The sequence below is a fragment of the Corynebacterium sp. HMSC036E10 genome (genome assembly GCF_001836265.1).
Taxonomy (GTDB): domain Bacteria; phylum Actinomycetota; class Actinomycetes; order Mycobacteriales; family Mycobacteriaceae; genus Corynebacterium; species Corynebacterium coyleae.
Genome location: NZ_KV827997.1, coordinates 63803 through 85630, shown reverse-complemented (window position 1 = coordinate 85630; position 21828 = coordinate 63803). Strand labels below are relative to the sequence as shown.

Here is a 21828-nt window from a genome sequence, read left to right as displayed (position 1 = left end):
CAAACCCCCAGGTGATAACGAACACCATGGTCAATACGGAGCTCATCGTCTGGTTGCACAAACACCGAGCTAGACGACCAGGGAAAACGGCCGGCTAGACCCCCGGGGAACCCCGGGGAACCCCAGGGATCAAACCCCCAAACCCCCAACCCCCCAAAAAACAAAACCTAGAACACCTCGACGCGTCCGCCGAGGGACTCCACCTGCTCGAGCTGGCGGACCCAGCCCGGTGCGCCCGGGTGGACGCGCATGACCGGGCGGGAAGAAATCTTCACGGGGGAGACGGACTCGCGGCGGGCGCCTTTGCGGGCGGCCATGCGCAGGTAGGCGCGGTTGCCAGATTCGGCTAGCTGCTTCATGGACGCCGGATCGTCCGCAAGGGAAGCGCGTGCGGCTTGGAGGAGTTCGATGAACTCGTCGAGTACCGGCACGAGCGAGTCGGCGTTGGTTTCGCACATGTTGCGCACGAGTTCGGGTTCCGTACTAGCTACCCGGGTCGCGCCTCTAAAGGACCCGGCCGACAGGGACTGTGCGAGCGTTCCGCCCCGGTCGCCGACCAACGACAGGGCTTCGGCGATGACGTGGGGGAGGTGGGAGACGCGGGCGACGGATTCGTCGTGAAGCGATACGCGCACGGGGACCGCCTCCGCACCGACGACGGATGCGAGCCGGCAGACGGTGGTGAATAGGGCGGCCCAGTGGTCGTCGGCAAGGCCTTCGCGCGCGTAGTCGTACGTTACGGCCCACGCGGCACCCTCGAACAGGCCCTCGTGGGAGGCGCTCCAGCCGGAAAACTCGGTGCCCGCCATGGGGTGGCCGCCGACGTAGCGACCCTGCATGTCGCGCTCGACGATGAGGTCGTACACGCGCTCTTTGACGGATACCACGTCGGTGATGTCGCACGTCGGGGCGAACGAAGCTACCTGGTCCAGCACGGACGCCACTGCCGCCATCGGCACCGCAACCACGATGAGCGCGTTGTCGGCCTCTGCGCGGCGCAGCACTTCTTCCATGTTGTCGGAGACGTCGAAGCCGTCCCGTTGTGCCGCGCGTGCCCCGTGCATGGTGTAGCCAAAGACGCGTTCGTTAGAGATGGTCAGGTCGCGCATGAGCGACCCGCCGATCAGTCCGAGGCCGAGAATGCAGATGGGGGGCAGTTGGTAGGTAGTCACCGCGTTAAGTCTAGTGACACTTTGGCCCGCGCGGACTACGCTTTCGTCCCATGAGTCAGGACTTCACGGACGGGTTTGCCGTCACCGTCGCTCAGGTTGGGGGTTCGTGGCAGGTGCGCGAGTTCCGCGACGATTTCACGGACCTTTCCACTTCCATTGATGCTGTGCGCGGTTTGCGCAGCGAGGGTGCGGCGTTTGCGCTGCTTAATGTGGAGGATGACTATTTGGTTGTGGTGCGTCCGGGCCCGTCGAAGGTGCGTGTGTTGATTTCGGACGCGACGATGGCGGTGGATGATGATTTCGCGGCTGACATCCTGGATGAGGCCGACGTGGACATCCCCGATATCGACCCGGATGAGCTGGATAACGTCGACGGCTGGGCTGATGGGGACTTTGCCATTCTCGCGGATCTGGGGTTGTCCGAGGAGCAGTTGAGCATTTTGCTTGACGACGACGCCGACCCGGCCGATCTCGCCCACACCATCGCCGACGAGTTGGGATTTGGCGACGAGCTTGCTGATGCCGTCGATTAGCAAACCTGCCCGCCGGGCTGAAGAACGGATGCGGGAGGCGATCGAGGTTGCCCGCACGACCCCGCCGGGCGATGTACCGGTGGGGGCTGTGGTGTTCTCCCCGGAGGGCGAGGTCCTTGGGGTGGGGGTGAACCGCCGGGAGGCGAACAACGATCCGACCGCGCATGCGGAGGTGGAGGCCATCCGGCAGGCGTGCGAGGCGTTGGGGAGGTGGAGGCTGGATGGGTGTGAGCTCGTGGTCACGCTTGAGCCCTGCACGATGTGTGCGGGTGCGATTTTGGGGGCGAGGGTGTCGTCGTTAATTTTTGGCGCGTGGGAGCCGAAGACGGGCGCGGTGGGTTCGGTGCTGGATGCCATCCGGGACCCGCGACATCTGCATGTCCCTGAGGTACGCGCCGGCGTGCTGGAGGCCGAAACTGCCAGGTTACTGAGTGATTTCTTTGAAGAGCTGAGGAGTAATTGAATCGTTACCCAAAGTGTTCGGGTTTGTCCCTACACTGGGCGAGCGAACCAATTCCAACGAACTAAAAGGAGAACATCATGGGTTTGGATGACAAGCTTGATCAGATCAAGGGCCAGGCTAAGGAAGCGGCTGGCGACCTTACCGATAACGAGAAGCTCCAGAACGAGGGCAAGGCCGATCAGCTGATCGGCAGCGCTAAGGAGAAGCTCTCCGAGGCGGGCGACGCTATTAAGGACAAGGCCAACGAGGTCGCAGCCAAGGTTGAGGACAAGGCGGACGAGGTCCGCGACGAAGCTGACCGCTAAATTTGGTTTCTTGGCGGCGCTGCCGTTAATCTAGTCGGCGGTAGCGTGTCCGAGCGGCCGAAGGTACTCGCCTCGAAAGCGAGTGTGGGTAAAACCACCGCGGGTTCAAATCCCGCCGCTACCGCCAAGTGTTAAAGCCCCCGGCAACGGGGGCTTTTTCCGTATCACAGAAGGAACCCTTTGACGTGGCGAAACTGCTGTACAACCTCGGACGTTGGTCCTACCTGCACAAATGGCGGGTGATTGTGGCGTGGCTGCTGCTGTTCGGCGCTACTGCGGGCGGCGCGTTTTCGTTGATGAAGCCGTTTACCTCCGAGTTCGCAATCGAGGGCACACCGGCTATCGACGCGCTGCGCGACATGGAGAAAAACTTCCCCGATGCCGGCAATGTGGCCACAGCCCCTGGCGTGAACTTGGTGTTCGCCGCGCCTGAGGGTCAGCGCCTGGATACGCCCGAGCATATGGCGGCGATGGATGCGACCGTCGGCTATATCCGCGACCACCTCGGGGTGGAGGGGGAGCGCTTCGGCAACCCAGTGACGGTCAACGGCGAGTTGCAGCGCATGGTCATTGGCCAGATGACTGAGATGGGCATGCCGCGGGAGCGCGCGGAAGCGGATGCGTATCAGTTGCGCATGCTTAGCGATGACGCCCGCATCGCCTACACCACCTTCGAGTTCGACGCTGAGTCGTCGATGTCCGTCGACCAGGCGGACCGCGACGTGGTGAACGAGGCCATGAAAATCGGCCGGGACGCGGGCCTTCAGGTGGAAGCCGGCGGCGCTGGTTTCGGCGAGCCGATTGCCATTAAGACCACCTCTGAGATGGTCGGCCTGGCCGTGGCGTTTTTGGTGCTCGTGGTCACCTTCGGTTCCTTGGCGGCGTCGGTGATCCCGATCATCTCCGCCGTGGTCGGCGTGGGCATCGGCGCGCTGCTGGTGCTGCTGACCACCCACTGGGTGGAGCTCAACGACGTCACCCCGGTCCTTGCCGTCATGATCGGCCTGGCCGTGGGCATCGACTACGCCCTGTTCATCCTGTCGCGCTACCGCCAGGAGGCACGCCACCTCCCGCCGGATGAGGCGGCCGGAATGGCTGTCGGCACTGCGGGTTCCTCGGTGGTGTTCGCCGGTGCCACGGTCTTTACCGCGCTGGTCGCCCTGGCACTGGCGCAGATCGAGTTTCTCACCTGGATGGGCCTTGCCGCCGCCGTCACCGTGTTCATCGCGGTGCTCGTCGCGCTGACGCTTGTACCGGCGTTGCTTGGCGCGTTCGGCTCGAAGACCTTCGCGGGCAAGATTCCCGGTCTGGCCGGTAATCCGGGTCCGGGTAAGCGTCCAGCGAAAGACCTCGATGAGAATTCGATGGGTAGGCGGTGGGTGCGCTTCGTCGAAAAGGTTCCGGGCCTTGTTATGGCAGTGGTCGTGCTGGGGCTTGGTGCGCTGTCCACTCCGGTGCTTGGCTTGGAGATGTCGCTGCCGTCCGACAGCACCTCCAACTACGACACCACCCAACGCAAGTCCGCAGACCTCATGGCGGAAGGCTTCGGCCCCGGCGTGAACGCCCCACTGCTGCTGGTGGTTGATGCACACAGCGTCAACCCCAACTCGGAGATTCTCCAGCCGTACATGTCAGCCATCCCGGATGAGGCAGGCGGCGACGCCCAAAAGGCAGCGCTCGCGTCCTTCATCTACACCATGGGCGAGATCGGCTCCGTCAACGGCATCGAGCACGCGCAGCTCATCGCAGCTAACGACGACCTCACAGCCGCCCAGATCCTGGCCACCCCAACCGGTGGTCCGGAAGAGGAACGCACCTTGCAAATCGCCCACGGAGTGCGCGAGGCCATCAGCCAGGTGGAAGACGCCACGGGTATCGACGTTGGCCTGACCGGCCTGACCGCCGTCCAAATGGACATCACCGAAGAACTCTCAAAGGCCATGCCGCTGTACCTGTCCATCGTGGTGGGGCTGGCGATCGTGCTGCTCGTTATCGTGTTCCGCTCCATCATGGTGCCGCTCGTGGCAGGCCTTGGCTTCCTGCTATCCGTCGGCGCTGCCTTCGGCGTGACCGTCCTGTTCTTCCAAGAAGGCCTGTGGGGTTTGGTGAACACGCCGACCCCGATCCTGTCCTTCCTGCCGATCTTCCTCATCGGCGTCACCTTCGGCCTCGCCATGGACTACCAAGTCTTCCTGGTCACCCGCATGCGCGAGGCCTACTTGCGCAACGGCGACGGCGACCGGCTGCGCGCCGTGCACGAATCCACCGTGCAAGGCTTCACCCAGGCCGCCCGCGTGGTCACCGCCGCCGCGATCATCATGATCGCCGTCTTCATCGCCTTCTTGGATCAGCCGTTGCCGTTCATCCAGATCTTCGGCTTCGCACTCGGCGTCGCAGTACTTTTCGACGCCTTCTTCATCCGCATGGCCCTCGTCCCCGCCACCATGTTCCTCCTCGGCCGCTCCGCCTGGTGGATGCCAAAATGGCTGGACAAACTCCTCCCCGAGGTCGACGTTGAGGGCACCGAACTAGAAAAGGAACACGCATGACGCAGCAGACGGACACCACCTTCGAGGTCGGCACCCAGTTGGAGCCCGCGCCGGGTAGGCATGGCCGCACCGGTGTGATCCACACCCCGCACGGTTCCATTCAGACCCCTGCGTTCATCCCCGTGGCCACCAAGGCGACGGTGAAAACGCTCACGCCCGAGCAGATCCGCTCCACCGGTGCGCAAGCGATCCTCTCCAACGCCTACCACCTGTACCTGCAGCCAGGGCCCGACATTGTCGACGAGGCCGGCGGCGTCGCCGCCTTCGAAAACTGGCATGGTCCCACCTACACCGACTCCGGCGGCTTCCAGGTGATGAGCCTCGGCGTCGGCTTCAAAAAGGTCCTCGCCATGGACACCGCAGGCCTGACCGAGGGCGACATCCGTGCGGCGAACAAGGATCGCATGGCGCGTGTCGACGACGACGGCGTCGACTTCAAATCCGTCATCGACGGCTCCTCCCACCGCTTCACCCCTGAGGTGTCGATGCAGATCCAGCACCAGCTGGGCGCCGACATCATGTTTGCCTTCGACGAACTGACCACGCTTGTGGATACTCGCGCCTACCAGGAGCATTCCGTCGAGCGCACCCGTCGTTGGGCCCGTCGTTGCCTCATCGAGCACGACCGCCTGACCAAGGTTCGCGCCGACAAGCCACTGCAGTCCCTGTGGGGCGTGGTGCAGGGCGCGCAGTACGAGGACCTGCGCCGCCAGGCTACGCACGGCTTGTTGGATCTTCACCGCGAGGCGCTCGACGAGGGCCGCCGTGGCTTCGGTGGCTTCGGCATCGGTGGCGCCCTGGAGAAGGAGAACCTGGGCACGATCGTCGGCTGGGTGACCGACGAGCTGCCCGTCGACATGCCGCGCCACCTGCTGGGCATTTCGGAGCCGGACGACATTTTCACCGCCGTCGAAGCTGGTGCCGACACCTTCGACTGCGTTGCCCCGACGCGCCTCGGCCGCCGCGGCGGCGTGTACACCCTGGACGGCCGCATGAACCTCGCCGGCGCCCGCTTCAAGCGCGACTTCTCCGGCGTGGACGAGGAGTTCGGCGGCTACGTCTCTGAGAACTACTCCCGCGCCTACATCCACCACCTGCTCAAGGCGAAGGAGTTCCTGGCGGGCACGCTGTGCACGATCCACAACCTAGAGTTCATGATCCGCCTCGTGGACAACATCCGCCTTGCCATCGACGCCGGCGATTACGAGGCCTACCGCGACGAGTTCCTCGGCCGCTACTACGCCGGGAAGTAGGGGACATGTAGTCGCGCAGCCAGCTTAGGAGCAAACCCGAACTCGGCCCGATGACCAGTCAAACGCCCTCTGGGGCACTCATGTGCTCGATCTAGCAAGCAGGGTGAGTTCGGGTTTGCCCCTAAGCTGTGATTTGCGGGTCTAGGGTTGGAGCGATTTTGGGGAAACTTCGAGCCGCATCCGGCTAAAGTGAATCGCATTGGGGAATGGGGGATAGTTTGGCTGAACCAACTTGGAGTATTGAGGTTTTTGACGGTGGGAATTTTGCTCGTTTCTACAGTCGGTTGGATGAAGCGGAGCGCACTGTCGTAGAGGTAGCGATTGAGCATGTGCTCGCACCGTTGGGCATCGATATCTGTGCCAGCGAGTGGGGAAAGAATTTAGGGCAGGGTCTTTTCGAACTACGAATACGACGTGACATCGAGACGATCTTGCGCGAATTTGGTGCAGCGGAAAGGGTTGGCGAAGTTCCAAAGCGGTGGAGGCGGAAACGGGTGCTAATTCGTGTCTATTGCACTTTCTATGGTCAGCGAATCGTTTTGTTGCTCGGTGGATACAACAAGTTGCGCGATCCAAGTCGAAAGCAGGAGCAGAAGGAAATTCGTGCAGCGCGCTCCGTTTTGTCTGCCTGGAAAAGAGAGTAAATACGCCTTGCTGTTATGGGGTTGAACACATAAACTTGCTGCTGGTTACCTATTAAGCGGAGCGTGGGGGTGAACAAATGGCCACTACAAAGTTTGAAGACTTCATCCAGCCATATCGAGAATCGGAATCGCCAGCAGCCGAGGTAATTCGTGATGCGGCAACGCGAGCGTTTGCTGCGGAACTTGCAGAGCGTAAAGCGGTAGGTGCTGCACTTGCGTCGGCCCGGCATGATCGCGGCGCAACTCAGCAATCTGTTGCTGATGCTGCCGGAATTCAACAGGCTGAACTGAGTCGCATAGAAAATGGAGTTGGGAATCCGACGGTAGAAACGCTGCTTAAGGTTCTAGCTGCGCTGGATTTGCGCTTGGCCTTCACACCGGCTCGTAAGGGACGGAACTGAGAAAAACTTTCGCCGAGCACATCGTGAACTCCCAAGGACAACTCGGCATGTTATTGAGGATCCCATCTTCCTGGACTCCAGGGCGTCCCAACTCGTTCAGATGGCAGATCACGTTGCGTGGAGTGCGAATTCGTCGTTAATGAAAGTGCCCAAACACAAGTTCGCCCACAATTGGTACAGCGAGTACCTCGCTCCACGTGATCCTTCCAGGGGGCCACGCGAGTTAGATTAGAAACAGCTAGACCCCCTTGGTCCACACGTGTGGAGGGGGTCGGCATCAGCAACAGTACAGGTTTCGGAGCCCTGTGGGTTACACGCTCTCGTCGGCAATGCGATGTTCGGCGCGGCGCACGGCTGCGATCGTCGGATAGGTGATCGGCAGCAGCACGACCTCCATGAGGGTCTTCCACAGGAACCCAACAACGACGTAGTTGATAAACGTGCCGGCGGAATCGACGCCGATCACGCTCGCGGCGATGGTGCAGAACAGCAGCGTGTCCGCGAATTCGCCGACAATGGTGGAGCCGATCAGGCGCGCCCAGAGGCGGTCGGTGCCGAAGCGGTCTTTCATCTTCTGCAGCACCCACGCGTTGAGCAGTTGGCCCACCACGTAGCCGGCGAGCGAGGCCGCGACGATGCGCGGCAACAAGCCCAGGACTGCGGCGAAAGTGTCTTGCATGTCGTAGAAGTCCGCCGCGGGCAGCCAGATGGCGATGTAGAACGTCACCACGGCAAGCACCGCGATGAAAAAGCCGGTGAACACGGCGCGGCGTGCGGCTTTGAACCCGTAGACTTCGGCGATGACGTCGCCGATGACATAGGAGATGGGGAAGAGGAAGAAGGCCCCGTCGGTGACCAGCGGCCCGATGACCACGCCTTTTTGTGCCGTGATGTTCGAGATGAGAAACACCGCGCAGAACACGGCGAGCAGGTACGGGTATGGGGAGCGGGATACGCGCGGTGACATGCGCAATATCATTGCACATATGGCTGTTTTCCAAGGTCCTGCTGGTCGCTATGCGCCGAGTCCGAGCGGCGATCTCCACTTTGGCAATTTGCGCACGGCGGTGCTGGCGTGGCTGTTTGCTCGCCAAAGCGGCCGGAAGTTCTTTTTGCGTGTGGAGGATATTGATTCGGAGCGTTCATCCGCGGAGTCGGCGCTGCGCCAGATTGAGGACTTGGAGGCGCTCGGCCTCGACTTCGATCCTCCGGTGCTCTACCAGCACGATCGCGGGGACGCGTATGCAGATGCGCTGGCTCGCCTGGATACGTATGAGTGTTATTGCACGCGCCGGGATATCCGCGAGGCGGCATCCGCGCCGCATGCGCAGCCGGGGATGTATCCGGGGACGTGCCGTGATCTCACGGAGGAGCAGCGTGCTTTACGACGACGCGACCTCGCCGACGAGGGCCGCCTCCCCGCAATCCGCCTGCGGGCCCACGTGCGTGAGTGGACGGTTGAGGATTTCTACCACGGTGCCTACACGGGGCCGGTTGATGATGTGATTTTGAAGCGCGGCGGGCGTGTGGATCAGGCGCAGGCGGGGGATTGGGCGTACAACTTGGCGGTCGTTGTGGACGACGGTTTTCAGGGGGTGGATCAGGTTGTGCGCGGCGACGATTTGTTGTTTTCTGCCCCGGCACAAGCGTATTTGGCTGATCAACTTTCTCTCGTTACGCCTTTTTATATTCACGTTCCGCTTGTGGTGGGGCCAGGGGGTCGTCGATTAGCAAAGCGCGATGGTGCTGTCACCTTGCGGGAGATGTTGGCCGATAAACGTCAGTCCGACATTGTGCGTGATATTGCCGGGTCGCTCGGATATGGCCAGGTAGATAGCGTGAATGGTTTGTTGGATGTGTTCGAACCGTCACAACTGTCGCGCGACCCATGGACGTGGGAATCTTTGTAATTGCTGTGTTTTAGTGAAGTATAACCTGTTTTTTATATGTTAAAACTCTTGCGGTCGGTCTGAAGCTCACTCATATTTGGAGGAAGGTCACGTGGCTGCGTTTGGGGACGCACCACTGGGCAACGAACCTCTAAGGAGACTTCATGATTTCGAAGAAGATTGCTGCGAGCACCGTTGCGCTTGCCCTCGGTGCTTCGGCTGTTGTCGCCCCGCAAGCAACCGCGCTGCCAGAAGAATTCACAAGCCCTCCGGGTCGGACCGCGAACCCACAGCAGGGCGCATGTGCTGTTGTGCTGGATCAGAACATCACCACGGTGAACCCTGGCGTGGCGCTGAAGACAACCCAAAACGGGGTCAGCGTGGGTGTTGGCCTCGACGAGGTAGACAACGCTTTCGTGCCGTGGGTGAGCGTAAGCGCTGACAGTGAGCGGGTGTTTCAATCCGGCACGGCGTTCATCGTTGTTGAAAACGTAGGTACGCAGGATGCAACCCACTCCTACAAGCTTGAAGCTCTGAAGAAGGGCTCCGTTGAGATCAAGCGCAAGGGCAATGAGCCCGTTGAGATGCTTGATGTCAACGAGGTTGCGCTGATTGATCAGGAGTCCTTTTCGCTGAAGCGTGATCAGAAGCGCACGGCCGTTGTGAAGCTGGCTGTGGACAGCAATCAGCAGGCGCAGACGTGGGCTTGGAGGGTCAATAATCCGACGATCTTGGCGGCTGAGAAGACCCGCGTCAGCCCAACTGTGCAGATTGAAGTCGCCCCGTGGGTATTTGAGACCGATGACTGCGCGCCAATTGTTGCTTCTGAGCAGCAGTCCCAGGCGATCATCGCGGACGGCAACGAGTACGACACCGGCATCACGGTGGCCAATGCGGAGAACGACTACCAACGTTTGACCGGCAACGTTTCCATCGCTGGCAAGAAGATCGAGGGTGCCAAGGTGCGTGTCGACGACACCGGCAAGGTCTACGTCACCCTCCCCAAGGGCGCGACCGGTTCGGTTGATGACGACAAGGCGGCGAAGGTTGATGTGGAAATCATCGCGAACCCTCGCGAGACCACCAAGGACGAGGATTTCGACGCCTACAAGAACCCACAGGTACTGCGCGTTGCAACCGAGGACGGCGTTGTTGATCAGGACACGCCGAAGTTCACCGGTTCCGTCCCCGTTGCCAAGTTTGCTCCCGCCTACAACACGCCGAACACGGTCAAGCCGGGTAGCTCCGTTGATGTCGCGTTGAAGGCACAGCCTGGCGACGTCCGCGGCACCGCCGTCGACGCCACCTACACCGTCGTCGACGCACCGGAAGGGTGGACCGCCGAACCAGCCAAGGACGGCACGCTGAAGGTCACCGCCCCGAAGGGTGCGAAGCACGGCGATACCGCCACGTTCACCGTGGACGTCACCTACGCCGACGGTTCCAAGGACACCATCGACACGGTGGTGACGGTGCGCGAGACCGATGCAAACCTGAACACCCCGGGCTACGGCGAGACCTACGGCAAGGTCGGGGTGGAGGTCAGCCTCGAGCAGAACAACAAGAACCTGCCGGAGGGCTCCACCTTCACCATCACCCCGGGCCAGGACTTGGGCGATTGGGTGCCGAAGGTTGATCCGACAACCGGCACCATCACCGTCACCATCCCGGGCTCCGCAAAGCCTGGCGACGTGAAGACGATCCTGGTCGACGTGACCTACCCGGACGGTTCTGTGGATAAGAACGTTCCGGCGAAGGTCATCGTCCACGGTGCCCCGGAGTACCCGAAGGTAGAGAAGACCCCGGGCCAGAACGCCACCTTGAAGCCGAAGAAGGACGACGTGCCGGGTGGTTCCACCTACGAGATCACCCCGGGTCAGGATCTTGAGGAGTGGAACCCGCAGATCGACGCCAAGACTGGCGACATCACGGTCACCGTGCCGAAGACCGCGAAGGATGGCGACGAGAAGATCATCAACGTCACCGTCACCTACCCGAGCGGCAAGACCGACGTCGTGCCGGCAAAGGTCACGGTGAAGGTCCCGGAGACCCAGCCGGGCAACGGCACCGACAACACCACCCCAGGCGACAACAACACCACCACCGTGATCGTTGTCTACCCGGGCCAAAAGACGGAGGTTCCGCCGCCGAACGGTTCGGGCGAATGGAAGATCCCGGACAACCCGAAGATCCCGGAGGGTTGGAAGGTCGAGGTCAACCCAAGCACGGGCAACCTGACCATCACCCCGCCAGCCGACGTGAAGCCGGGCACCAACATCACCATCCCGGTGGAGGTGAAGACGCCGGACGGCAAGACCACGATCGTCGAGATCCCGGTCAAGACGGACAACGGTTCCATCCCGAACGACCCGGGCCAGAAGCAGCCGCAGAACCTGGTGTCTGACCAGGGCTCCTCGGAGAACATCAAGAAGTGCTTCGACAGCATGTCGTCCGAGAACAACCCGCTGCTGTGGCTGGTTCCGCTCGGCCTGCTGATCGCCATCGGCGCACCGCTGGCCGGCCCGCTCGGCGCCGAGCTGGGCAAGGCAGCAGCGAACGTGTCGGAGAAGATGAACATCCCGAACCCGCTCGAGCAGTTCGGCCTCGGCGGCGAGACCAACCGCCGCCCGCAGCCGGAGTGGATGCGTCAGATCCAGGTTGAGGCTGACCGTCTGCAGCAGCAGTTCGGCCCGGAGGTCACCCAGGCAGCAGCCATCGGTTTGTCCCTGGCTGGTCTGGCAGCAGGCATTGGCATCCTCGCCGCCCTGTGCAAGGACGGCGAACTGCCGGAGTGGGCCCAGAGCTCCAAGTCAGACGCGAAGGGTTCCTCCGACAAGGGCGAAGACAAAGGCGAGGACAAGGGCGACGGTAAGGAGACCGAGGAAACCGCCTAACCCTTCTCTCCCGAACACCGTAAAAGGCTGATGCCAGTCCGCACTCGGAACTGGCGTCAGCCTTTTACGCATTTCTGCCCGGCACGCGCAGCGGGGCAGCACTACGATTTACATCATGCTGCGGGAAAACGAAGTCATTATCCGGCAAACCAAAATCTTCGGCCGCAACGAGTTCGCGATCGAAGCACCCACCGGACAACCCCTTGGCACGGCACGGCAAACGAAGCTCAACATGAAAGACGTGCTGAGCCGGGCCTCGCGCCAAGTCGACGTGTTCGACGCAGGCGGCACGCACCTTATCAGCATCGAAGACCCGATCGACCTCATCCGCGACAGCTACACCGTGCGTCTAGTCACGCCCGCGATGGAGCTGGCGCGGCTGACATCGCGGTTCAAGCTCATGGGCTCAAAATTCGACCTCGACATCGCAGGGTTTCCCGAGGTGCAAGTCGAAGGCAAGGTGTTCAACCGCAACTACACGCTCACATCGCAGGGCCGCCCGATCGCGCACGTGGTCGCGGAGTACAAAGGCTTCGGGCGCGAACTGACCGGCAAGTCGGACTACCGGGTGCAGTTCGAGCCGGAGCTGAGCGAACGCCAGCACGCTGCGATCCTCGGTGTGGTCATCGCGATCGACATGTGGCGGGTCAAGCGCCGCCAACAATCCAGCTAGACACAAACAGCGCTAGACACAAACAGCGCTAGACACAAACAAAGCCCCCGCACGTGACGGGGGCTGAACGCGAAATCCGGGGTGGGTTACGCGTCGGAGTCGGTGGAGCGGCCGGCCAGGCGGGCGTCGATACGCAACAGGCCCGAGCCGTCCTTGCCAACAAGCTTGAGCTGGTCGACGATCTCGCTCACGGTCGACTCTTCCTCAATCTGCTCCTCCAGGAACCAGTTGAGCAGCGGGCGGGAGCCCAGGTCGCCGACCTCATCGGCCAGGCGAGTGATCTGGCGGATCTGCTCCGAAACCTTCTTCTCGTGCGCAAGAGCAGCCTCAAACGCGTCGAGCGGAGTCTTGATCTCGGGCGCGTCGATCTCAATGTTGTGCGGCTTGACGTGCTCGCCACGGTCAATGAGGTGCTGGGCGAACTTCTGTGCGTGGTCGCACTCCTCAGATGCCTGCGCGGCGAACCACTCGCTCAGGCCCGGGAAGGACAGGGTGTCCATCTCGTTGGCCAGGTAGCGGTAGATGTAGGCGGCACCGTACTCTTCGGTGACTTGCTGGTTGATTGCTTCGTAAAGCTTTGCGTCGATCATGCACGCGAGTATACAGCAGCCCAGATTGGAGCGGAAGAGTAAAAGAGCTATAAGCTCGGGCACCGTGTCCCAGGGTTCGAACTTTTCCGCAAAGCGTGTCACCGCCACGCTGAATCGCCTGCGTGAGCACCCCGAAATCGCAGGCCAACAGGCATGGCTGCGGGGGATCGCGGCGCACTCGAACGCGTTGCGGCCCGACCTTGCGCCGGTGGTGGAATCCTACCTGGGGGTCGAGCCGCTGGCAGAAGATGTGTTCGAAAACATGACCATCGGGGAGATCGCGGTTTGTTACGAGGCGTTCCTGGCGCTCAACGACAGTAAGGCGCGCAAGGACGCCGGCCAGTACTTCACACCGGATGACGCCGCGGCGTTCATGGCCCAGCACGTCAACCGTTTCCCGGAGGGCACGTGGGTGGACCCGTGCTGTGGCACTGGGGTGCTCGCGTGGCATCTTGCGCGGAAGGTTGATGGGGATGTGGGGGGCTTCGTCGCAAAGCAGTTGATCCTGGTGGACATCGACCCGGTCGCGCTGCACACCGCGGTGGTGCTGCTGTCGCACTTCCTCGCGCCGGGCGACACCGCCGGCTTTGAGGCGCTCGCCGCGCGCTGCGTAGTGGCCGATTTTCTTCACGACGACATCCCCGCCCACGACTTTGTCATCATGAACCCGCCGTACGCCTCCACCGCGCGCGACGACACGTTTGCCACCGCCGCCACCCGCGACCTGTTCGCCTATTTCATGGAGCGTGTCGCCACCACCAGCCGCGGCTTCATCGCGGTCACGCCCGCGTCATATCTGGGCGCACCGAAGTTCGCAGGGCTGCGATTGCTTCTCGACGACCACCTCACCGGCGGCGACATCACCGTCTTCGACAACGTCCCCGACACCCTGTTTCGTGGCTACAAGTTCGGCTCGTCGAACACGTCGAAAACCAACTTTGTGCGCGCCGCCGTCACCGTGTGCCCGCCGGGGGCAAGCGCGTGGCGGGTCACGCCGATCTTGCGATGGCGTGCGGCATCAAGGGCAGCCTTGCTGGAAAAGGCACCGCACCTGCTCGCCCCACGGCAGATCGGACCAGGAGGGGAGTGGCTGAAAATCCACCCCGACCACCAGGACATCTGGCAGCAGATGCAGGGGTGGGAGCGCACCATCGCCGACCTTGTCGTACCTGGCCCGACGGAGTTTTCGCTCACCGTAGCCACCACCCCGCGCTACTACATCTCCGCCGCGTTCGGGGAGTTGAGCAGGCGCTCGAAGCAGGTGCTGCACTTCGCCACCGCACACGACCGTGACCTCGCGGCGGTGACGCTGAACTCGTCCGCGCCGTATTTGTGGTGGCGCTGGCACGACGGCGGCGTAAGCCTCACCCGTCGCGTGCTCATGTCCGTGCCGGTGCCCGACATCGAGCCTGTGCTTATTAGTGACATCCGCACCTCCGAACGCGACAACCTAGTCACCAAACTCAACGCCGGCATTGTCAACGAAAACGTCAAGCACCCCTTCGCCCTTGTGGAGCGGCTCAACCGCGTGGTGTTCGGGCGTGACGTGGACGTGGCGGCGGCGTACGCGCAGGACCTCACGCAAGTGCCGTGAGCAAATAATCCGTGCCGCGCGCGAGGGCCATGTCCATCTCGTACTTCGGCTTGCGCGGCGACCCGTCCTGCTGGCGGCCCTGGTTGAAGACTTTGATGATGCCGCGGGCGATGGCGTCGCTAATAGATGCAGTGTCCGGGAAGTAGTACGCCTCAATGCTGGTCACCGTGTGCGCGACCTTGAGCTTGCGCGAGTTCGGCTTGCGGTCTTTCACTACCTTGCCGCGCTTGGCCATGTGCCAGCGGTAGAACGCGTCCTCGTCGGTGTAATCCGGCACCGTGTTGACCACGATGAACCCGACCCCGTCCTGTGCTGCGGCAAGATCCACCGAGTACTGGTCGTTGAGCGGCGTGCGGTCCGCTTTGCCGTCGCTGGAATGCACCTTCAAATCCCACGTGCGGGTGCCCTGATAGTCGAACTCCGTGTGGCCGATGGTCGCCGGGCCGCCCTTGAACTTCGCCGCATAAAACGGCAGAACCTTGAACTCGGCGTACCAGGCGAACCACTCCGTTTGGTTCCGGTTGCGGTACTGCGCTGCGAACATCTCCTCCACACACGTGCGCCCGTCGAACGGGAGGCTCGCCCAATCGGTGTCCGCCCGCAGGCCGAGCGCCTCCGCAGCACCGGCGACGAGCGCGTTGGCCTCCAGCAGTGGAGAGGCGAAATCCTCCGCGCCCGTAAACCGGCGCGTGGCCAGGTGCAGCAGGTTGTTCAGCCCGTTGAGCGTGATCGTGTAGCCCGACGAGTAATCACGCGGCCCCCACGTCCCGCCCAACTGCTGTGCCAACCAACGCCCGAGCTCGATCTTGGTTGCATCCTCCGGCGCGTTGTTGTTGTCGATCGCGCGCGCCAGGTTCACCAGCACCGACTTGCGCTCTTTTGACCCCGGCCCGAGCGTCTCCGGGCCCGAACCCGTCAGCGCGCTAATGCGGTTGACCGCCTCCAGCTTGTTCTTCGCCGGGGTGAAGTCGTCCGACGAGAGCTTGCTAAACGACGACACCCCCGACCCACGGGTGCGAGACGTCTGGGCGGTGAAGTGGTCGTCGACAATTGCAAGCAGCGTCGCCGCCCGACCATCAACCCCGGAGCCCAGGATGTACTGGGCGAAGTTGTCGAAGATACTGTCCGCGATCTCCTCGGCAGTCCACGCGTCCTCGTACGGCACGTCGAGTTCCTCGGCGGCAGCAAGGGCGATCGCGCGCGGGATCATGCCCGCATCCGCAACCGTGAAACGGCCGACATCCAGCAGGTCAGCGAGTTGATCGAGCGCAGTGTTGGTAGTGTTTGCGGTGGTGGTCACGCACAAAACGGTAGCAAAAACGCCCCGCGCAGAAACGCGGGGCGTGAAATTTGCGGAGGATGTGGGATTTGAACCCACGAGGGTCGTGAAACCCGCACGCGTTCCAGGCGTGTGACATAGGCCGCTAGTCGAATCCTCCAGCGAACAACCTCCCCGGCATGCACCGGCGAAGCGTCTTTGGACATGGTAATGCACACACCCCACAAGACCAAAACCGCAGCGTGGCCCGGCGCAGGTTGTGTTCTCACGCGAGAGATGGCTACAGTGTCAGTCAGGATCTCACGCGGTGTTATCTTGTGAACTCCCCCAGGGCGGGAACGCAGCAAGGGTCAGCGAGCTCTAGCAGGTGCGTGAGGTCCCTTTTTCATGTTCGGGGACGGATAGGCCGCTACGATGGTGGGCACGCAAAATTCGCCTTCGAACATCTGGAGTGATGATGTCTCTCAAGGACCTGGACGCAGCCCAGTTCAACGAACTCGCCGAGCGCACCCGCGCACAGTACGAGGAACTCAAGGCCCGAAACCTCAACCTGAACCTGACGCGCGGCAAGCCGTCCGCAGAGCAGCTCGGGTTCTCTGACGCGTTGCTGTCGCTGCCGGGGGCGGACGACTACACCGACAAGACCGGCGCTGACGTGCGCAACTACGGCAACCTCGACGGCATTGCGGACATCCGCGAGCTCTGGGCCGAGGCCCTCGGCGTCGTCCCGGAGAACGTCGTCGCGGGTGATTCCTCGAGCCTGAGCATCATGTTCGACCTCGTCTCCTTTGCCTACATCTGGGGCACCAACGATTCGCCACGCCCCTGGAAGGACGAGGAAACCGTCAAGTGGATCTGCCCGGTGCCGGGCTACGACCGCCACTTCACCATCGTCGAGCACTTCGGCTTTGAGATGATCCAGGTGCCGATGACCCCGACCGGCCCCGACATGGACCTCGTCGAAGAATTGGTGAAGGATCCGCAGGTGAAGGGCATGTGGTCGGTGCCGATCTTCGGCAACCCCACCGGCATCACCTACTCCGCCGACACCATCGAGCGCCTCTGCGCCATGGAGACTGCCGCGCCGGACTTCCGCCTGATCTGGGACAACGCGTACGCCATCCACACGCTGACCGACGAGTTCCCGGACAACCCGAACGTCCTCGAGATCTCCGCGAAGCACGGCAACCCGAACCGCTTCTGGTACATGTCGTCCACCTCCAAGATCACGCACGCCGGCTCGGGCGTGGCGTTCTTCGCCTCCTCCAAGGAGAACCTGGACTGGTACAACAGCCACGCTGGCGTGCGCGGCATCGGCCCGAACAAGGTCAACCAGCTGGCACACGCCCGCTTCTTCGGCGACGTCGACGGCCTGCGCGCCCACATGCTCAAGCACTCCGGTTCGCTCGCCCCGAAGTTCGAGGCTGTCATCGGCATCCTCAAGGAGCGCCTCGATGAGTACGGCGTCGCCGAGTGGACCGAGCCGACCGGCGGCTACTTCATCTCCCTGGACGTCAAGGACGGCTCCGCCAAGCGCGTCTGGGAACTGGCCAAGGAAGCCGGCATCACCCTGACCAAGGCCGGCGCATCCTTCCCGGGCGGCATCGACGAAAACGACGAGAACATCCGCCTCGCACCGTCCCTGCCGCCGCTCGACGAGGTCCGCACCGCCATGGACGGCGTTGCCACCTGCGTGCTGCTCGCATGCATCGAGGCGCATGAAAACTGATCAGGTCGCCGCATGGCTCGGGTCCTTCATGGACATCGAGCTCATGCTTATCGACGACGCCGCCGTCGCCCTCACCACCATCAACTCCACCCCCGCAGCCTGCACCGTCGGCTTCTCCCAAGTCGACACCGGCCTGGTCATCGACGGGGATGGGGCGACTGATGTGCGGTGTGAGATTGTGACGGTGGGTGGGGTCGTCGATAAGCAATTGCCCGGGCGCGCCGTCGTTGCCGCAGCCCGTGCCATTGAGCGCCTCGGCATCCCCGCACAACCCGGCGTGCTGCTCGAAGGCGCCCTCGACGAGCTCGGCACCACCGCACGCCACGGCTGGCTGCGCGAACCCGAACTCTTCGACCGCGGCACACCGCTATACCGCGAACCCGACAGGCTCACCCTGCTGCTCGAACTCGTCGCCCTCACCGACGACGAATACGCCATCGCCCGCAACCAAGGCCTCGACGTCCTAACCCGCAGGCTACGACGCCGCGGCACCAACACCACCGAATGGAATCGCGAGGCCGAGTAAGGTAGCCCGCGTGGCTCTGTACAGGAAATACCGCCCCGCAACATTCGGCGAAGTTGTCGGGCAAGAACAAGTAACCCGGCCGTTGTCCACCGCGCTGGACAACAACCGCATTTCACACGCCTACCTGTTCTCCGGCCCACGAGGCTGCGGCAAAACATCATCCGCCCGCATCCTCGCACGCTCACTCAACTGCGCCGAAGGACCAACCTCCACCCCCTGCGGCGTATGCCCCTCCTGCATCTCCCTCGCCCCCGGCGGCAACGGAAACCTCGACGTCATGGAAATCGACGCAGCCTCCCACGGCGGCGTCGAAGACATGCGCGACCTGCGCGAACGCGCCCTATATGCACCCAGCGAATCGCGCTACCGCGTCTTCATCATCGACGAAGCCCACATGATCTCCAAAGAGGGCAACAACGCCCTGCTCAAAATCGTCGAAGAACCACCCGCCCACCTCATCTTCATCTTCGCCACCACCGAACCCGAAAAGATGCTGGGCACCATCCGGTCGCGCACCCACAACTACCCATTCCGCCTGCTCGCGCCCCAAGCCATGCGTTCTCTTCTCGAGCGCATCGTTGCCGACGAAGGCGTCACCGTCGACGAAAACGTCTACCCCCTAGTCATCCGCGCCGGCGGCGGCTCCCCGCGCGACACCCTGTCCATCCTCGACCAGCTGCTCGCCGGCGCCGGACCCGACGGGCTGACCTACGACCTTGCCCTGCCACTGCTGGGCGTCACAGACCTCACACTTCTCGACGCCGCCGTCGACGCCATCGCATCCGGCGACGGCTCCGCCATGTTCCGCACCATCGACGAAGTCATCGAATCCGGCCACGAACCCCGCCGCTTCGCCCTCGACCTCCTCGACCGCATGCGCGACCTCCTCCTCATCCGCACCGTGCCCGACGCATTCGGGCAAGGGCTTGTCGACGCCCCCACCGACCGCTCCGAAATCCTCAAACACCAAGCCGAACTCTTCACCCCCGCCCATCTGTCCGCCCTGGCCACCGAAGTCAACGACCGACTCCCAGACCTCGCCGGCGCCACCTCGCCCCGCCTGCTCCTCGAAATCATGATGGCGCACCTCCTCACCGTCAGCGTCGGCGGCGGTGCGGTGGGCGCGGCGGGCGCTGGTGCCGGTGCCGGTGCTGGTGGCTCTGCTGGTTCTGCCGGTTCTGCCGGTTCTGCTGGTGCTCCCTCCGGCAACGCTGGCGCCGCTGGCGGGGGAGGCGCTGCCGCCGCCGCAGCCGCTGCCGCCGCCGCCGCAAGCTCCCGCACCGCCTCGCGCAAACCCGCGCCCGCGCCTGCGCCTGCCGCTCAGCAGCCCGCACCCGCGCCTGCTCAACCGGCATCCGAGCAGCGAGCGCAGCAGACGCCGCCGCCCGAACCACAGCAGCCCGCGCCGGCCCAGTCGCAGCCGACCCCGGAACCACAGCCAGCGCCGCAACCCGAACCCGCGCCGCAACCGGAACCGCAGCGTGAACCCGAACCTGCCCAACCCGCGTCGCAGCAACCCGCGCCGCAACCGGACACGGACGACCTGTACCAGCGCATCGAACGCGACTGGACCCGCCTGCGCCAATCCGTCGGCGCACGCAACCAGGTCGCCGAAATCATGCTGACGGAAGCGAAACCCCTCGGCTTCGACAACGACACCCTCGTCGTCGGCCACCACACCGGAGCACTCGCCGACCGGATCAACGCCGAACGCAACAACGCAGACATCGTCGCCGTCTTCACAGAGAAGCTCGGCACGCCAATCAAGGTCCGCTGCGTGGTCGGCACCAACCCCGACGCCGCCCACGTCAAGCGGCCAGAACCGAGGGAGGTGTGGAATCCGGAAGAGGGGTCGTCGACAAGCGAAAAGCCCGAAGACCCTGCCCCCGCCAACAGTTGGCAAGCCGCCGTCGCCGCAGCCAGCCAAAAAGCCGCCGAACGCGCCAAACGCGAACGCGACGACATCCCACCACCCCCCGAACCCACCGAACCCTACGAAGAAGCCGAACCCGAATACACACGCGAAGACGAAGAACGCGACATGGCCCAAGAAGCACGCGACGGAGAACGAACCGCCGACCGTCGCGACGCCACCGAAGTCGCCATGGACCTCCTCGCCGCCGAACTCGGAGCCAAACCCCTCTAAACGACGCGTACAATGGCCCACGGAGCTTTACCAACAAACGAAAGGTTGCAACCATGACCCAGCCACAGGACATGCAGGAACTCATCCGCCAGGCCGCCGAAGTGCAGGCCGCACTCCAGCAGGCACAGATGGAACTGCTGCAGACCGAGGTCACCGGCACTGCAGGCGGCGGCCTCGTTGCCGTCACCATGACCGGCGGCGCCGAAATCACCGACCTGACCATCAAGCCGGAAGCCGTTGACCCGGAGGACGTCGAGACGCTGCAGGACCTCATCCTCGCCGCATACCGCGACGCCCATGACCAGGCCGGCAAGCTCGCCGAAGAGAAGATCGCCCCGCTGACCGGCGGCGCAATGGGTGGCGGCGCACCGCAGGGAGGCGCCCCGCAGGCAGGCCCGGGCGATATCCCGTTCGGCGGCATCGTCTAACCTGTCGCTTTCCGCGTCCGGCCGGCCTGGTCGGGCGCGTTTTTCATGCCACGAAAGGAACCCCCGCGTGTTTGAAGGACCGCTGCAAGACCTTATCGACGAATTCTCGCGCCTTCCCGGCATCGGCCCCAAGTCCGCGCAACGTATCGCGTTTCATTTGCTGAAGACGGAGCCGGAGGACATCGATAGGCTGCGCGCCGCCCTAGCCGCCGTGCGCGACGGGGTGACGTTCTGCCGCATCTGCAACAACGTCTCGCGCGAGGAAGTGTGCCGCATTTGCGCCGACTCGGGCCGCGACAAGACGCTGGTGTGCGTGGTGGAGGACGCGAAGGACATCCAGGTCATTGAGCGCACGGGGGAGTACTCGGGCCGCTATCACGTGCTTGGCGGGTCGTTGGATCCGTTGGCGAATGTCGGCCCGAAGGATCTGGCCATTGCGCCGTTGTTGCAGCGCATTGGCGGTGTGCTTGACGACGTCGACGGCGCCGACAACCCCGATGTCACCGAAGTCATCTTGGCCACCGACCCTGACACGGAGGGGGAGGCGACGGCGTCGTACTTGGCGCGTCTGTTGAAGGACTTCCCGTCGCTGACGGTGTCGCGCTTGGCGTCGGGTATGCCGCTTGGCGGGGACTTGGAGTTTGTCGACGAGCTGACACTCTCCCGCGCGTTAACCGGGCGCCTCAAGCTGTGATTTGTGGATAACTCTTTACTTTTCGACGACTCCACGCCCAGTTATCCACAGGCCAGGTGCATTTTC

The 21828-nt window shown here is 63.1% G+C and carries 21 protein-coding genes, 2 tRNA genes and 1 other RNA gene; 19 read left to right on the top strand and 5 right to left on the bottom strand.

Features of this window, described 5'->3' with window-relative positions:
- Positions 1 to 167: 167 nt before the first annotated feature.
- Positions 168 to 1172, bottom strand: coding sequence for a prephenate dehydrogenase (locus HMPREF2736_RS11380; RefSeq protein ID WP_070482691.1), 1005 nt, complete (start codon positions 1170 to 1172; stop codon positions 168 to 170).
- Between the two features lie 50 nt (positions 1173 to 1222).
- Between HMPREF2736_RS11380 and HMPREF2736_RS11375 the strand changes: the two genes are divergently transcribed.
- The 9 genes from HMPREF2736_RS11375 (at position 1223) to HMPREF2736_RS12905 (ending at position 7552) form a co-directional block, all read left to right on the top strand.
- Positions 1223 to 1705, top strand: coding sequence for a tRNA adenosine deaminase-associated protein (locus HMPREF2736_RS11375; protein ID WP_070421603.1), 483 nt, complete (start codon positions 1223 to 1225; stop codon positions 1703 to 1705).
- 28 nt (positions 1706 to 1733) lie between these two features.
- Positions 1734 to 2168: a nucleoside deaminase gene (locus HMPREF2736_RS11370; protein ID WP_070820831.1), complete on the top strand. Its 435-nt coding sequence runs from the start codon at positions 1734 to 1736 to the stop codon at positions 2166 to 2168.
- A 77-nt stretch (positions 2169 to 2245) separates the two neighbouring features.
- Positions 2246 to 2473, top strand: coding sequence for a CsbD family protein (locus HMPREF2736_RS11365; protein WP_070421601.1), 228 nt, complete (start codon positions 2246 to 2248; stop codon positions 2471 to 2473).
- A gap of 39 nt (positions 2474 to 2512) precedes the next feature.
- Positions 2513 to 2600 (top strand) — tRNA-Ser (locus HMPREF2736_RS11360).
- Positions 2601 to 2658: 58 nt separating this feature from the next.
- Positions 2659 to 5022, top strand: a complete 2364-nt coding sequence (locus HMPREF2736_RS11355) for an MMPL family transporter (protein WP_070829867.1) — start codon at positions 2659 to 2661, stop codon at positions 5020 to 5022.
- Complete coding sequence (gene tgt, locus HMPREF2736_RS11350; protein WP_070569511.1) at positions 5019 to 6275, top strand: tRNA guanosine(34) transglycosylase Tgt; 1257 nt, start codon at positions 5019 to 5021, stop codon at positions 6273 to 6275. The genes HMPREF2736_RS11355 and tgt overlap by 4 nt, the downstream gene beginning before the upstream one ends.
- Before the next feature lie 218 nt (positions 6276 to 6493).
- Positions 6494 to 6919 carry a hypothetical protein gene (locus HMPREF2736_RS11345; RefSeq protein ID WP_141739354.1) on the top strand — a complete coding sequence of 142 codons (426 nt, stop codon included), beginning with the start codon at positions 6494 to 6496 and terminating at the stop codon, positions 6917 to 6919.
- 77 nt (positions 6920 to 6996) lie between these two features.
- The gene (locus HMPREF2736_RS12075; RefSeq protein ID WP_083279335.1) at positions 6997 to 7320 is read left to right on the top strand and encodes a helix-turn-helix domain-containing protein; all 324 of its coding nucleotides are present in this window, start codon (positions 6997 to 6999) and stop codon (positions 7318 to 7320) included.
- Positions 7268 to 7552, top strand: a complete 285-nt coding sequence (locus HMPREF2736_RS12905; protein WP_141761028.1) for a DUF3800 domain-containing protein — start codon at positions 7268 to 7270, stop codon at positions 7550 to 7552. Before HMPREF2736_RS12075 ends, HMPREF2736_RS12905 begins: the two co-directional genes overlap by 53 nt.
- 78 nt (positions 7553 to 7630) lie before the next feature.
- Here the strand turns inward: HMPREF2736_RS12905 and HMPREF2736_RS11340 are convergent, their stop codons facing one another.
- Positions 7631 to 8287 carry a queuosine precursor transporter gene (locus tag HMPREF2736_RS11340; RefSeq protein WP_070829865.1) on the bottom strand — a complete coding sequence of 219 codons (657 nt, stop codon included), beginning with the start codon at positions 8285 to 8287 and terminating at the stop codon, positions 7631 to 7633.
- Between the two features lie 19 nt (positions 8288 to 8306).
- Between HMPREF2736_RS11340 and gluQRS the strand changes: the two genes are divergently transcribed.
- From gluQRS to HMPREF2736_RS11325, 3 genes are all read left to right on the top strand, one after another.
- Entirely contained in the window at positions 8307 to 9230 is a 924-nt protein-coding gene (gene gluQRS / locus HMPREF2736_RS11335; protein WP_070614369.1) for a tRNA glutamyl-Q(34) synthetase GluQRS, read from the top strand.
- A gap of 143 nt (positions 9231 to 9373) precedes the next feature.
- Positions 9374 to 12103: a YPDG domain-containing protein gene (locus tag HMPREF2736_RS11330; RefSeq protein ID WP_070829863.1), complete on the top strand. Its 2730-nt coding sequence runs from the start codon at positions 9374 to 9376 to the stop codon at positions 12101 to 12103.
- 115 nt (positions 12104 to 12218) lie between these two features.
- Entirely contained in the window at positions 12219 to 12776 is a 558-nt protein-coding gene (locus tag HMPREF2736_RS11325; protein ID WP_070421596.1) for an LURP-one-related/scramblase family protein, read from the top strand.
- Positions 12777 to 12862: 86 nt separating this feature from the next.
- Here HMPREF2736_RS11325 and HMPREF2736_RS11320 read toward each other — a convergent pair whose 3' ends face one another.
- Complete coding sequence (locus tag HMPREF2736_RS11320) at positions 12863 to 13363, bottom strand: ferritin (RefSeq protein WP_210399470.1); 501 nt, start codon at positions 13361 to 13363, stop codon at positions 12863 to 12865.
- Positions 13364 to 13430: 67 nt separating this feature from the next.
- On the opposite strand from HMPREF2736_RS11320, the gene HMPREF2736_RS11315 reads away from it, so the two are divergent.
- Complete coding sequence (locus HMPREF2736_RS11315; RefSeq protein WP_070829858.1) at positions 13431 to 14960, top strand: N-6 DNA methylase; 1530 nt, start codon at positions 13431 to 13433, stop codon at positions 14958 to 14960.
- Here the strand turns inward: HMPREF2736_RS11315 and HMPREF2736_RS12070 are convergent.
- Both HMPREF2736_RS12070 and HMPREF2736_RS11310 read right to left on the bottom strand, forming a co-directional pair.
- Positions 14944 to 16260 carry a hypothetical protein gene (locus tag HMPREF2736_RS12070; protein ID WP_083323071.1) on the bottom strand — a complete coding sequence of 439 codons (1317 nt, stop codon included), beginning with the start codon at positions 16258 to 16260 and terminating at the stop codon, positions 14944 to 14946. The genes HMPREF2736_RS11315 and HMPREF2736_RS12070 overlap by 17 nt on opposite strands.
- 53 nt (positions 16261 to 16313) lie before the next feature.
- Positions 16314 to 16399, bottom strand: a tRNA-Ser gene (locus HMPREF2736_RS11310).
- A gap of 132 nt (positions 16400 to 16531) precedes the next feature.
- Here HMPREF2736_RS11310 and ffs point away from each other — a divergent pair.
- The 6 genes from ffs to recR all read left to right on the top strand — a co-directional run bounded on the left by ffs (position 16532) and on the right by recR (position 21762).
- Positions 16532 to 16625: signal recognition particle sRNA small type (ffs, locus tag HMPREF2736_RS11305), an RNA gene on the top strand.
- A 71-nt stretch (positions 16626 to 16696) separates the two neighbouring features.
- Positions 16697 to 17968 carry an aspartate aminotransferase type Ic gene (locus HMPREF2736_RS11300; protein ID WP_070829874.1) on the top strand — a complete coding sequence of 424 codons (1272 nt, stop codon included), beginning with the start codon at positions 16697 to 16699 and terminating at the stop codon, positions 17966 to 17968.
- Complete coding sequence (locus HMPREF2736_RS12455; protein ID WP_070829856.1) at positions 17958 to 18494, top strand: hypothetical protein; 537 nt, start codon at positions 17958 to 17960, stop codon at positions 18492 to 18494. The genes HMPREF2736_RS11300 and HMPREF2736_RS12455 overlap by 11 nt, the downstream gene beginning before the upstream one ends.
- A 10-nt stretch (positions 18495 to 18504) precedes the next feature.
- Complete coding sequence (locus tag HMPREF2736_RS11290; RefSeq protein WP_070829854.1) at positions 18505 to 20640, top strand: DNA polymerase III subunit gamma and tau; 2136 nt, start codon at positions 18505 to 18507, stop codon at positions 20638 to 20640.
- 53 nt (positions 20641 to 20693) lie between these two features.
- On the top strand, positions 20694 to 21068 hold the full coding sequence (locus HMPREF2736_RS11285) for a YbaB/EbfC family nucleoid-associated protein (RefSeq protein ID WP_070422682.1): 375 nt from the start codon (positions 20694 to 20696) through the stop codon (positions 21066 to 21068).
- A 67-nt stretch (positions 21069 to 21135) separates the two neighbouring features.
- A complete protein-coding gene (recR, locus tag HMPREF2736_RS11280) occupies positions 21136 to 21762 on the top strand; it encodes a recombination mediator RecR (protein ID WP_070422681.1) in 627 nt (208 codons plus the stop codon).
- Positions 21763 to 21828: the final 66 nt, after the last annotated feature.